Annotated in this window: 12 protein-coding genes and 1 pseudogene; 6 read left to right on the plus strand and 7 right to left on the minus strand. The window is 64.1% G+C overall.

Features of this window, described 5'->3' with window-relative positions; genetic code table 11:
- Window positions 1-13: 13 nt before the first annotated feature.
- The 4 genes from EV191_RS13125 to EV191_RS13140 form a co-directional block, all read right to left on the minus strand.
- Window positions 14-316, minus strand: a complete 303-nt coding sequence (locus EV191_RS13125) for a hypothetical protein (RefSeq protein WP_132877298.1) — start codon at window positions 314-316, stop codon at window positions 14-16.
- Window positions 309-758 (minus strand): YbaB/EbfC family nucleoid-associated protein, encoded by a 450-nt coding sequence (locus EV191_RS13130; protein WP_132877299.1) that lies wholly within the window; start codon window positions 756-758, stop codon window positions 309-311. Before EV191_RS13130 ends, EV191_RS13125 begins: the two co-directional genes overlap by 8 nt.
- A gap of 176 nt (window positions 759-934) precedes the next feature.
- Window positions 935-3,043, minus strand: a complete 2,109-nt coding sequence (locus tag EV191_RS13135; RefSeq protein ID WP_132877300.1) for a hypothetical protein — start codon at window positions 3,041-3,043, stop codon at window positions 935-937.
- A gap of 64 nt (window positions 3,044-3,107) precedes the next feature.
- Window positions 3,108-3,938, minus strand: a complete 831-nt coding sequence (locus EV191_RS13140; RefSeq protein WP_132877301.1) for a hypothetical protein — start codon at window positions 3,936-3,938, stop codon at window positions 3,108-3,110.
- A gap of 154 nt (window positions 3,939-4,092) precedes the next feature.
- Here EV191_RS13140 and EV191_RS13145 point away from each other — a divergent pair, with 154 nt between their 5' ends.
- From EV191_RS13145 to EV191_RS30560, 5 genes and pseudogenes are all read left to right on the plus strand, one after another.
- Entirely contained in the window at window positions 4,093-5,055 is a 963-nt protein-coding gene (locus EV191_RS13145) for an SseB family protein (RefSeq protein ID WP_165912942.1), read from the plus strand.
- Between the two features lie 32 nt (window positions 5,056-5,087).
- Window positions 5,088-6,038 (plus strand): S8 family serine peptidase, encoded by a 951-nt coding sequence (locus EV191_RS13150; RefSeq protein ID WP_132877303.1) that lies wholly within the window; start codon window positions 5,088-5,090, stop codon window positions 6,036-6,038.
- Window positions 6,039-6,239: 201 nt separating this feature from the next.
- Window positions 6,240-7,520, plus strand: a complete 1,281-nt coding sequence (locus EV191_RS13155; RefSeq protein WP_132877304.1) for a S8 family serine peptidase — start codon at window positions 6,240-6,242, stop codon at window positions 7,518-7,520.
- Window positions 7,521-7,738: 218 nt separating this feature from the next.
- Window positions 7,739-7,978 (plus strand): annotated as a pseudogene (locus tag EV191_RS30555) (helix-turn-helix domain-containing protein); the annotation flags it as partial.
- 241 nt (window positions 7,979-8,219) lie between these two features.
- Window positions 8,220-8,603, plus strand: coding sequence for a transposase (locus EV191_RS30560; protein WP_243658942.1), 384 nt, complete (start codon window positions 8,220-8,222; stop codon window positions 8,601-8,603).
- A gap of 304 nt (window positions 8,604-8,907) precedes the next feature.
- Here the strand turns inward: EV191_RS30560 and EV191_RS13165 are convergent, their stop codons facing one another.
- Complete coding sequence (locus EV191_RS13165) at window positions 8,908-9,201, minus strand: WXG100 family type VII secretion target (protein ID WP_165912943.1); 294 nt, start codon at window positions 9,199-9,201, stop codon at window positions 8,908-8,910.
- Window positions 9,202-9,264: 63 nt separating this feature from the next.
- Window positions 9,265-9,603, minus strand: a complete 339-nt coding sequence (locus tag EV191_RS13170; RefSeq protein WP_132877306.1) for a hypothetical protein — start codon at window positions 9,601-9,603, stop codon at window positions 9,265-9,267.
- A gap of 289 nt (window positions 9,604-9,892) precedes the next feature.
- Here EV191_RS13170 and EV191_RS13175 point away from each other — a divergent pair, with 289 nt between their 5' ends.
- Entirely contained in the window at window positions 9,893-11,572 is a 1,680-nt protein-coding gene (locus EV191_RS13175) for a right-handed parallel beta-helix repeat-containing protein (protein ID WP_132877307.1), read from the plus strand.
- Window positions 11,573-11,613: 41 nt separating this feature from the next.
- On the opposite strand, the gene eccB is transcribed toward EV191_RS13175, so the two are convergent.
- On the minus strand, window positions 11,614-13,038 hold the full coding sequence (gene eccB / locus EV191_RS13180; protein WP_132877308.1) for a type VII secretion protein EccB: 1,425 nt from the start codon (window positions 13,036-13,038) through the stop codon (window positions 11,614-11,616).
- Between the last annotated feature and the right edge of the window lie 5 nt (window positions 13,039-13,043).

Genomic DNA, 13,043 nt, shown 5'->3' on the forward strand with positions numbered 1-13,043 from the left:
GTTCAGAATGCTATCAACGATGACTCTCGACGTTAGCTTCTTCCATGTTGATAAACATTCCGATCGCGGTCACCACCGTGTCGCCAAGCGACTCCAGTCCAGTCGCCATATCCGCGCGCGCTGCTCTGACTTTCTCAATTACTTCCGTCGACAGCTGGTCGTACGTTTCCGCAGCCGCCTGATCGACATTGGTATGCGATGAAAACGTTGGTTCCGTCACGTCGTCCACGTTTTCCAAAGCTGACTTTCCACTGGATAGTGCGCGCGCGGCGGAAATTGCTTCACCGGCGTCACTGATCTCGATTGGACTACTCATCGATCTTCCCGCGTTCAGCGACGATCTCAGCATCCGACTTGAACATACTTTCGTACGAACTGCTCGTGGGAATCTGATACTGCGCACGAAGCTCATCGATCTCGGGTGGGATCTGATCCGCCATCGCATTATTCACCTGATCCGTCAATGAAGCGATCGCGGCCGCATTGACCTCAAGCAGCAGCGAGCGCAGGCTGACCGCATCTGGCGTACGAAACAACCGTGGATCGATCTGCACATCGACGAGCTGCCCGCGCGGCCCTACCACTACCGTGAGTAACCCATCGTCCGATGTCGCCTCGCCCGTCAACTCCAGCAGCTCCTGCTGGGCATCTGGAATGTTCTGCAAACTTTGCCGCAGGCCGTCCATGATCTCCATGAAAGTGGCGGTGCTGGGCAGATTATTCAGCTCCGCGAGTGGATCGTGGTGCGGCGATGCCATGGTCTTCTCCCATCAAGAGCGAGCCGTGCTGCAGCCAGTGTCTCGAAAGCTCCTGACAGCTGACCAACGTCCTCGCGCGCTGGTTCCAGACACGAAACCCCACTTCACGCCGAAAATTACGGGCGGCAACAAACACGCGGTACGGATGGCCTACGGGTCAGTGTTGGTCGTGGCGCTCACCCAGGGGCACCGAGCGACGGAGGCGGCTCCTTCGCGTGCTTTGCCTGTCGGGCGGGTTCGGTCGCGACTACCGGGCCGCCAGGGTTTTCCACTTCCCACGTCGCCGCCGGATCGGCAGGCAATGGCATCGACTCGTCCGTACTCGCCGGAATGGTCGAACCTCGCCGGGTAGCTCGATCGGCCGAACGGTCCGCGCTACCGCGCTTTCGTACCGGCGCGCCCGCGCGAACGTCTGGAGTTCGCAGGGCAGCAGGAACAACGTTGGCGGTTCGCTCAGCTGCCGGACCTGCTCCGGCGGCGACGCGGCCCTCCATAACTGGCGCGGTGGAGGGCGCGGTATCGGCCTCGAAGTCGGATTTGCGCAGCTCCTCGACTCGCTGTTGACGTCGTTGCCGCTCCTGTTTTGTCGCTCGCCGCCGTTCCGACGCGGTCATCGCGCGTTTGGTAGCACGGGCGTTGGCCAGTACCGCGCTCGTGGCATTGTCGGCGTCCGGCTTGACGGATCGCGGTGCTTCCCGGTTACTTCCGCCTCGTACTGAACCACTCCCCTTGCCAAATACCGATGGGGCAAGGTTGGCGGACGTTGAACCGAAGTGAGCCTGCACGCTGGGCGCGGAGGTGTACTCGTGCCTGCCCTTCTGCTCGCCGGAACCGTTACCCTGCTGCCCCGGTTGCCCCGACGGGGGCGGGGGCATACCCATTCCCGGCGGCATCATCGTACCCGGAGGCATCTCCATTTCGGACAACGGCAAGGAATTGGGTGTATTTGTCAGCTCAGGGCTCGCCGGGACACTCGGTTGGGGCGGATCCGCTGGAACGGTCGGAGGTGGTGGTGCAGTCACCGAATTCGGCGGAGTTGGCGGTGCCGCGCCGCCAGGTGGCGGATCCGCCACGCGCCCTGACGGCGGTGGCACCGAGGGCATCGACGGCGGCAACGACGAGGTACTGGGTGGTCCAGGCGGCGCCATTCCTGGTGCTGGCTGAAAAGTCCCTGGCAACAAGCCAGCGGGCGGTCCCGCCGCCGAGGTGGCACCGCCGTCCGGCACCCAGCTCCCCATGTCACCACCGAAGGCCGGTGCACCCCCTGCCGAAGGTGAACCCCCCGCGAACGCGGGATACCCAGCCTGGCCATGCCGTGCCGCATCGCCGCTGCCGGCTTGGCTGCCGCCGAGAATCATTCCAGGACCCAACGGAGCGCCACCCGGCATACCGCCTGCCGGTGCGCCAGCCGCGTCCAGCCCTGGCGGTCCTCCTGGCGCATTTGCCCCACCGCCGTCGAACCCGGGCGGGAGACCGGCGCCACTACGCATGGCCGATCCGAGTCGCGGTGCGGCAGGCGCGGCTCCTGCTCCGCCAAACGCGGGTGGCGCGCCGGCCATCCTCGGCGCACCACCGAAGGCAGGCGCCGGCGGTGGTGCGCCACCGAAGGCAGGCGGCGGCGGTGCCGGTGGCGCACCGCCGGCACCGAACCCGGGCGGCAACGGCATGCCAAACGCCCCCGGATGAGCGATCGCGTTGACCGCCTCGAACACGCGAGGTTGCCCTGAGCGCAACAGCGACAGGTACGGCTCGTACTCGGTCGCGAGGCCATCCGCCAGCTCGCGCGCCTTGTTGTCGTACATATCTTTAACGCCGTCGACAGTCTCGTAATACGGGAGAATCGTGTTCGAGAACATCTTAATGAGAATGGCCATCGGCAGCCGATAATTCATAATGTCGCGCTCGGCTTCCTTGGCTTCAGCCTCTTCGACCGCAGCCAAGTAGTCCGAATAGAGTTCTTCCATATCCTCTTGTCCCTGCGCCGCGACGGTCGACAGCCCGGTGAGCGCCGTCGCATTGTCATTCGCCGCCCATACCGCGTCATCCATCCCCCCGATAAGGCGACCAACTTGACCCAGGAGCACCATCCTTGCCTCGGGGGATTCGAAATGCAGTGATTGAATCGAGTGGTCGACGAATGTCCTTGTCATACCGATTGCCTCGGCGAGTCCACGCCATTGCTGCCCGATCGAAGCCATGACCTCAGGCTGCTCGCCCTTGATCTTGCCTCGGATAATCTCGATCGAGTCACCACCGGTACCGCTGCCCTCGCCTGCCGTACTCAACAGCGCTCACCTTCTTCGTCATGCGATACCGCGTTCGCCTCGATCACGCGGTTCGACGGCTCACTCAGTAGACGTAGTCCCCTTCTTCGTACTCATACGGGTCCGGAGGAGTAGTTGGTTCACCATCTTCGCCAGTCGGGGGCGATTCCTGCACGCCGTGCAGGTTCTGCTCACTCTTTTCTTCGATGCGTTCCTGTTCGGCAGCCGCGTACTCTTGTTGGGTCTCGACGAACTCATCTAAACCGTGCGCGTGTTCCTGCTTTTCGACGGTGAAGCTACTGAGCGTGTTGCCATCAGCGTCCGTGGTGTAGTAGCGTACCTCGCCCGTCGCGCCGTTCTCCACCACGTGGCTGGTTGTGCCCGTATCCTCATTCGTGGTGCTCGTACGGGTGTGTACTACATTGCCGTCACCATCACGGAAGTGCTCGGTGTTCGTGGTCTCGTTCGACTCGTGCCCTTCGAGATCGTCAAGGGTGTAGTTTTCGCTCGCGTCGAAGTCGTACGCGTCGTCGGCGCCACCCACCATCATCACGTCCGGGTCGATGTGCGGCGGGAGACCACCGGGCCGGCTTGCACCATCAACCCCGAACATGAACTTCATGCCGTTCTCAAGATCGGTGTTGGAGAACAGATCCGCCATGCCGTACAGCGCCGAAGAGATCGACCGCATCGAGGTTTCGATGGCCGCGTTGACCTGAGTCTGCAGAAAGGCGTTGTTACTGGCCTGCTGAGATGCCTCGGCTCCTGGCTCGAACAATCCTTCACTGATGGTGGTGTGTTCGCCCGCGCCCATCAGCATCGCGCTACCGGCTGCCCCTTGAAAACCATCCGCGGTCGCCGCGACCTGCTCGCCGCTGGTACGCAGGCTATCCGGACTAACGTCAATCGTCCCCACAGTGATCCCTCCGACAGTTCCATCGCGTCAGATCCCGTCGGCCGAGCGCCCAGTACTCGGTCCGTGACATACGGAACCATCACCGGTCAAGCCCGTCCTCGAATGTTGCCAGGACAACCTTGCGCGCCAGATGTTGACTAGAGTCTTGAGCCCCATGGCCGGCACGAGGGAGGGCAGCGTGGAGCAGGAGCGGGCAGAGCAGGAGTGGCAGGCGGCGAACGACGCGGAGCGTGCCATCGTCGCGGCTTTAGCGGACGGCGATGGCCAACGGCTCGGGCAGCTGTTGGAGAACATTCCGCTATACCTACCCGGGCTAGATGACGACAACCTCGGCGCGATGCTCGCGTTCAACGACGAACTACCCGATCCAGCCGGGTACGTCCTGCTCTATACCTCAGCGGAATCCCTGCAATGGGCGCTTGGAGACCTTGCCAAGGAGTACTGGGAAACCGACCTCCACACCATCCGAGCTCACTGGCCAGGCCCTGAACACCGGTTGGCGCTGAATGCCCGGACACCGATCGGAATATTCCTGCCGATCGGCGCGCTCGCGCAGCTCGCGGCCGGTCAGGAAACGCTGGTACCAGCCCAGGACGCACGCGCGACCGAGGTGTCGGATACCGCCGGCCGAGTCCGGCACAGTTGCTTGCGGGTGCTGCGACACGACGCCGAGCGGGAGGCGGCCGACCTGAAAGACCATTCCCCTACCAATGAACTGGAGACCGAGCTCAGCGCGGCCACCGAGCAACAAGACAGCGACGGCTACCTGGCCGCTCTCGCCAGCGCGGACATCCTTGTCCCCACGGAGTCGCAGGGCCAGCAGCGGCCCGCCGACGCCGACAGCAGCCTGGACCTGCTGGTTGGGCAGGATAACGATTTCGCAGCTGTACCGGTCTTTACCTCCGTCGATCTGCTGCGCTCCGCTGCCGACGAGACGATCGACTGGATTCAGACACCCTTCGCGCGACTCATCGCGCAGTGGCCGAGCGATGAACACATACTGTGCGTGAATCCCGGATTCCACACCGAGCTGATCCTGCCGGGCAACGTCGTGCTCAGCCTCGACTACGTCATTAACCACGAGCCCGAGAAGTCCGAAGTAGACTCCAAGTCCTGAGCGGAGTTGCTCTGCCGAGCTAATATCACGCTATGCAAGGTAAGCGCCGGTGGCTGCGGCTACTGCTCGCGGTGACCGCGAGTGGCCTGTTGAGCACGGCCATTGGCGCACCGGTTGCCAGTGCGCAGCAGGATCATTGCCTGCCACCAGGTGGCGACTACGCGCCGATCCCCTGGTCCCAGAAGTCCATGGGCCCGGAACGCGTGTGGCCCCTGAGCAACGGACGCGGCCAGCGAGTCGCCGTGATCGGTAGCGGAGTCGCCGACACTCCCTCCCTCCGTGGTCAGGTCATCGGTCGCACGGACGTGGCACCGCCACCGGCGGGTACCAACCAGAGCGGCAGAGAGGACTGTCTCGGCACGGGCACCGGCGTGGCCGGCATCATCGCCGGCAATAAGACCGAAGGTGTCGGCTTCCACGGGATGGCCCCAGGCGCGGACATTCTCTCCGCCAAAGTGGTCCGCGACCAGCATCCGAACGACCGGCTGCCACGTGGCTCCGTCGGCCCCGACGTACTGGCCAACGGCATCAACTGGGCGATAAACCACAACTCCACCGTCATCGCCGTCACCGAAGTGACCTATCAGGACGGTGGAGCACTGCGCGCAGCCGTCACCCGCGCGCTCGGCAGCGGAATCCCGGTCATTGCCGCGGTTGGCGAACCGAGCCAGGACGAACCACCCGGCGTCACGCCGTTTCCGGCAGCGCTCGACGGCGTCGTCGGCGTTGGTTCGATCAACGAGCTGGGTGTGCAGTCCGACGCTTCGCGCGGTACCCAGGTTGATCTTGTCGCACCTGGCGAGAACGTGGTGGTCAGCTATCCCGGCCATGGTCTCGGCCCAGCCACCGGTACCGGTTACGCCACTGGCTATGTGGCCGGCGCAGTCGCCCTGGTGCAGTCCCGACCTCCCGGTTTGTCCCCCACGGATCTGGCGCATCGTCTGTTCGCCACGGCAGCACCCGCGCCTGAGGGCGGTTTCTAGTGATCGTTGCGAACGATCTTGGTGATTAGTCGTCGTTCCCATTGTTGCATCTTCTGTTGTGGGGTTTGGTCGTCGAGGCACCAGCGGGGCCGGTTGTTGAGTTCGGTGGCGATGTAGTCGAGTTGGGCGTCACTCCAGGTGCGAGTCCGAAGTGGATGAGCGTGGCTGAGTCGGTTGCATCGGCGAGCTAGCATCGCGGCCATGCGATGTGAGCGTCCATGGCTGCGGTTACTGCTCGCGGCGACCGCGAGCGGGCTGCTGATCGCGGCGATGGGCGCGCCCATCGCGAGTGCGCAGCAGGATCGCTGCTTGCCGCCAGGAACCAACCATGCGCCGATTCCGTGGTCGCAGAAGGCGATGGGCCCTGAGCAAGTGTGGCCGCTGAGCAATGGCGCTGGTCAGCGTGTGGCCGTGGTAGGCACCGGGGTTGCCGATAACCCGTTCCTGGCCGGCCAGATCAACGCGCGCACGAACGTCGCGCCGCCGACGGAAAACACCAACGACAGTGGGCGTGAGGACTGCCTAGGCACCGGAACCGGCGCGGCCGGGATCATCGCGGGCAAGAAGACCGGCGGGCTGGGTTTCCACGGCATGGCACCGGGCGCACGCATTCTGTCCGCGAAGGTCGTTCGCGACCAGCATCCGAACAACCGGGAACCGCGTGGTTCGGTGTCACCTGAAGTACTCGCCAACGGCATCAACTGGGCAATTGACCAGAACGCCACGGTGATCGCGGTTACCGAAGTGACCTATCAAGACGGTGGCGCACTACGTGCGGCGGTTGGTCGCGCGCTAGGTGCTGACATACCCGTCATTGCCGCCGTAGGTGAACCAAGCCAGGACGAACCGCCCGGCCTTATCCCCTTCCCCGCCGCACTCGATGGCGTGCTCGGAGTCGGCTCGATTACCGAGCAGGGCGTGCGGTCTGGCGCTTCGCGGAGCAGCCGAGTTGATCTGGTGGCGCCCGGCGAAAACGTGGTCACCAGCTACCCCGGTAGAGGTCTCGGCCCGGCAACCGGCACCGGCTATGCCACCGCGTACGTCGCCGGAACGGCCGCACTGGTGAAAGCCCGGATCTCCGGGCTATCGCCCAGCGATCTCGCGCATCGACTGTTCGCTACCGCGGCGCCGGCCCCGGAAGGAGTCGGCAGCGCCAGCTATGGCTATGGCCTAGTCAATCCGTACGCCGCGACGCTGGACCGTACGGTCGCCGGTGATCCAGGCACACTCCCCGAGCTGCAGCCCCAGGAGGTCACCGCCGAGGAGCTGGCGCGGGAACGCGAGCACGACCGCAGCAATTCCCTGGCATACGGCCTCACCGCCGCTGGCCTTGGCGTGGTTGGTGTGGTGACGGCTGTAGTAGTTTTCGGCCCCAAGGGCAGCCGCCGCAAGTGGCGCAGCGGGATCAGCACGCGACGGTTGGATCGGGCAGAGGATGAGGGGCCAGAATCACCCGTGGATCTGTTTGGTGACCGGCGCTAGTGCCTCGGCAATGAGGGTTGGGGCGGTAATTTCGGCTCCCGTGTGATCGTGGTGTCGCGGGATGGTTCAGGCTGGCCATCGGAGGTGAGTTGATGGCGCGTCAGCCTGAGGTGTTTGTGCGGGAGTTGTTGCCGGAGGAGGCGCAGCGGCTGGTGAACACGGCGCGGAAGTCCAAGAATCGGGTGCGGATGCGCCGTGCTGGGATCGTGCTGGCCTCGATGCAGGGTCGCACGGTGGGCGAGATCGTCGAGCTGTTCGCCGCGTCGGAGGGTCGCGTGCGGGAAGTGATCCATACGTTCAACGAGCGGGGGTTTGCCGCGCTGGACCCAAAACGGAAAGGGGCCAGGCAGGCGAAGACGGACCGGGCCACGCGTGAGCGGATCTGTCGGATCACTCGCTGTGGCCCCCGCTCGCTGGGACAGCCGTTTTCGGTGTGGAGCCTGCCCAAACTGCGCGACTACCTCGCCGACACCGGCGTGATCACCGAACTCAGCGTGGAGACACTGCGCAAGATTCTGCGCGCCGGTGACGTGTCGTGGCAGGCCACGAAAACGCGGAAGCCCAGTACCGATCCGGACTTCACGACCAAGATGCACCGCATCCTAACGCTGTATGATCATCCGCCTGGCGACGGGCGGGTGATCTGCGTCGATGAGTTCGGCCCGCTGAACCTGCAACCCCGGCCGCAGCTGGTTCGGTATCGGCCACCCGGCCCGGCAGCGAGCCACCTACAACCGTCACGGCGGGGTGCGGCACCTGTTCGGCGGGCTGGACCTGGCCAGCGGACAGGTGTTTTACCGCATCCGCGATCACAAGCGCTGGCAGGAGTTTTTGGACTTCCTGCGGCAGCTGCGCAGACGATTCCCCCACGGCCGGCTCTACGTCATCTGCGACAACTTCGGCCCGCACAAGAAGGCCGAGGTCCGCGCCTGGTGCGCCACCCACGACGTCGAACTGGTGTACACCCCCCACGAACGCATCCTGGCTGAACTGGATCGAGTGCGAATTCACTGCGCTGCGCTACTTCGCCCTCGACGGCACCGACCACCGCAGCCACACCGAGCAAAACCGCGCCCTCGGTGACTACGTCCGCTGGCGCAACCAGAAAGCCATGCCCAAACGCCACTTCGCCGTCCACTCCAAGACCCGCAGACAGGATTACCTACCCAACATCGCTTGACGAGGCACTAATTCCACGAACGCGCGTAGTTATGGTGGTTTCTGCGCCAATACGACGAGCCCGACCACGACGGCTGGGTCGGATCAGGCCACCATCACCGCCCAATTCACGGCTATTTCTACATTGCCGCAGCAGGAGACCGGCTTCCCGAACGCGAACGCATGGGAAGCCGGCCGGCAATCTATGACTCGAGCAGACACCTGGCAATCAGCCGAACAGGCCGGCACACTGGATATCGGTCGCGTGCGCGTTCTGCGCCGACTCCTCAGTCGCCCGACCACACCGTGCCTCGGCCGAGGCGAACTCGGCCGCTGCCGCCTGCCATTTACCCTCTCGGTCTTGGAACGCTTCTGAAGCACTACCTTGCCAGGCGTCGCCGCAGATGGACTTCGCCTTACCCTGCAAGGTCTCGTACAACGCGGTCATCTGCTGTGACAGTTGCGTCGTATTGCTGCCAGTCTCCGAGACAGCACCTGGTAGATACTTGATCCGGTCGAACACGTCTCCACTCCTTATCCTGGTTCGGTCGGCGTCCACATGGCCATCACGTTCAATAGGTCAGCTTTATGCCAGGCGCGCGAAATTGCCGAAACCGCCACCGTCGGGCGAAACAGTGTTGTGTAGGTTGACACCTTCGTCTTCCATGGCTTCCATGTTGCCCTCGGTGCCGAGAATCGCCACCTCGAGTTCGTCAAGAATAGGCTGGAGACTGTTGTTCCAGTGCTCCATCAACTCGTCATTCTTGCCCAAGCCGGCAAGCGCGGCCGGACCTATCCACGACGCGCCGACAACTCCGGCGTAGCCGTCATTCGCGCTGCGCACCAGCCCACGACCTTCCGCCGCGGTTTCCTTAAGCAGGTCCCGCAGCTCTTTGGTCTGCGCGGACGTAAGTTCAATCGCCACTGCTGTCACCCCATTCAGCTCACCAAGTCCCCTTGGTTTCCAACTTCAATCTTCGTGCGCATCGCCGACAGGTTCCCAGCTCGCGGAACGCGCGACGCAAAACGCATAACCCCAGGCCAGTAAGGTGTTCGCACCGCCAACGACACCGAGGTACGGGTTCGGTACGGGACCTACTCCGGCCCGCAACGGCCGCACGCTGGCTGGACAGCCGGCAGTATCCTGGCGGAGACATCGCGCTCGGCCGATCCGGCATGTCTGACACACCGCCCATCTGAAAAGCTGCGGAGCTATGGCACGCACCCTTCTTGTCGCGCCGGACCAACGGGGCGCTCTTCCAACGATCCGCGACGCGCTGGAATCGGCCGAGGACGGCGCGATCATCGCGATCGCACCAGGTGAGTACACGGAAACACTCGCACTTGCCCAGCTGAACGTGACGCTCAGCGCCAAAGAACCTGGCACGGTCACGATTGAATCGCCCACCGTGCATCCGGCCCTGACATGTGCTGGCTGCCGCGTCACGGTCAGTGGGATCACCTTCAGGGCCACGGAGGCGCCCGCGGTACAGCTGCGCGGCGGAACCATCCGGGTGACCGACTGCACCGCGAGCACCAAGTTCGGCGCCGGTATCTCCGTGTCGGACGGCTCGGCCACCGAGATCATCGGGACGAGGGTCACCGGAGCCCAGTGCGGCATCGTGGTCGAAGACTCCGACAGTGTGGTCGATGGCTGCGAAATCGACGAGATCGACGATGACGCGATCATCGTCCGGCTTGGCGCCAAGGCTACGATCCGGAACACCACGATCAGTAAATGCGGCTTCCGCGGCATCTACATGTACCAGGCAGGCGACTCCGCGATCGAACGCTGTCAGATCTCGCAGACCAGTGACGTCGGTATCGCGGTCGCCGACCAGACCTCCCCTGTGATCAGCGAGTCCTGGATACATGACACCCAGGGCGTCGGGATCACCGTCGGCAAGGGTTGTGGCGGCGTCATCGAGGATTGCAAGGTGGAGAACACCGCCCAGCCGGCCATCGAACTAGCCGATGGTGCGCGCACCGAGATCCGCGAGGGCGACGGCCGCCGTTTGCCGAATGCCGGCGCGGCCTCCGGCAAGAGTAACCAGCAAGACCTCGAACAGGTCGAGAAACTACTTGGCGAACTGGACAATATGATCGGGTTGGCCAGCGTCAAGGGCGAAGTGCGCGCGCTGATCGACGAGATCCAGGTGAACGAATGGCGCCGCAGCGAAGGACTTTCGGTCGGCGCGGTGAGCCACCATCTGGTGTTCACCGGCGCCCCGGGAACCGGTAAGACAACGGTCGCCCGAGTCTACGGTAGTCTCCTCAAGGCGCTGGGCATCCTGCCGAACGGGCAGTTCCGTGAGGTCGCGCGGCGAGATCTGGTAGGCCAGTACATCGGTCATACCGCAGAAAAGACCGCTTCGGCCTTCGACGAAGCCCGTGGTGGCGTGTTGTTCCTGGATGAGGCATACACGCTGTCCCGGTCCAGTGGCTCGGGAGCCGACTTCGGCCAGGAGGCTATCGACACACTGGTCAAACTGATGGAGGACCACCGAGATGAGGTCGCGGTAATCGTCGCCGGCTATACCGGTGAGATGCGGGAATTTCTTGACGCCAACCCTGGTCTAGCATCCAGGTTCGCCAAGACACTCGAGTTCGAGAACTACACCGCTGAACAGCTCGTGGAGATCAGTTCACATCTCGCCAAAGGCGACGACTATCTACTTGGCACTGATCTGGACACCGCCCTGCTGGAGTGGTTCTACCAGATCGACAGGGACGAGAGCTTCGGTAACGCCCGTGAGGCACGCAAATTGCTTGAGCGGATGCGGAAATCGCAGTCCACTCGCCTGCGCGCGCTCGGGCAGCGTCCGACAAGAGACGAATTGCGGACCCTGACCCTCGACGATTTGCTTGACGCCATCAAGTCCGACGCTGACTAAGTCGCTCCGGAAGTCCGGCGCACGGCTGGTGGGCTGGTGCTCTATCGACCGTCTGGGCCAGAGATGGGCGCTGGCTGCCGCGCAGCGGCCGGATCGAGCGTAGGGCCAGCCGGGATGCGTTGTACCAGACTCGCCGGAAGCTGCACCGCGGAGTTCGGCTCGTAGCCAAGGCTGGCGAGCAGCTCCTCGTTAGGCACCGGGAAGCGCAGCCCCAGATCGGTGACGATGTTGTATGCGCCGGTCTCAGCCGAGCTGGACGGCATGGCTTGTACGACCGCGACCCGGCCAGCCGGTACCAACACCCGATCGGCGAGCCGTGTTCCTGAACCGGACTCCTGGGTCGTCTCGATGCCATCCTCCAAAGTGGACACATCGCTGTCGATCAGGATCGACGGTGCGGTAGCCGCATCGGCGGCGACCGAACACAGTGGCGGTGGCCCGTCCGCGGACTGCGCGGCAAGTGGCGGTGTTTGCTGCGGCGGTGCCGCCTGCCCTGGCGGTGGCGCGAGCACATCCTTGGTGGGCGCCTCGTTCGCCAGCAGTGGCGCGATCCGCTGTGGCGTCACGGAATACTGTCCCTCGAGGATCCGCACCTGGAGCTCGGTCGCCGGTGCGAGCCCATCATCGCGGACCAGGTAGTGCTGTTCCCCGCCACTGACCGGGTGGAACACCACGTCACCGATCCGGTGTTCCGGCACAGCCGACGAAGGCTGCCCAAGGTTCTCCACCGCGATCGGCCCGATCTCCTGCCCGGTGGGCAACCCGTTCAACCATGCGGTCCCCACCTCAACTGGAGTGCGGTTCGCGCCGTAGAGCGACCGAATCGTGCTCGCCGGCTCGCCTCCTATCGGGTACCGGTGGCTGCGCCAGATCAGGTACGGATCCCCCGTTTCCGAATCGCGAACCAGCACGGCCCGCTCGCCGAGGCGGGTTCCGCCGGTGGGGTTCTCCCCGATCAGCAGGGTGGTGTTCGTCGTGGGCGCGCCCGCGACATCCTCGCCCGGCACGGAGCACATCGTCCACGGCCCGGTTGTCGCGTACTCGCTTTCCGGCAAGGAGGTCGGCGCGCCAGGAATGCCGACGGTGGGCCGCCTCGGTACTTCCTGCAGGCTGCTGCCCGCGACCCGGTGTGTCTCCGCGTCCTGGTTACCGCTGATCAGCCGCGCCGAGGCGTAGTTCAGCGTCGGCTGCAGCATCTCGTCCTGGTAGACGTAGGTGGCTCCGGTCTCCCGTTCGATGATCACCGCGCCGTCGGCTTTCCAGCTGGTGCCGCCCACGTTGGTGAGTACCCCTACGATCCCGAAGATCACCGCAACCAGCGCTGCGATCATCACGCCGCCGACAACCGCGCCAACCCCGCGCCGTAGCGGTGTTTGCTCGGGATCGGTCTCGTGCACCATCACCGAGGACGTCACTCGCTGCATCATGAACTGGTAGGAGTGCAGCTGGTCTTTACGTGAAGGCATCGCGA

Source organism: Tamaricihabitans halophyticus (assembly GCF_004340875.1).
GTDB classification, from domain to species: Bacteria; Actinomycetota; Actinomycetes; order Mycobacteriales; family Pseudonocardiaceae; genus Tamaricihabitans; species Tamaricihabitans halophyticus.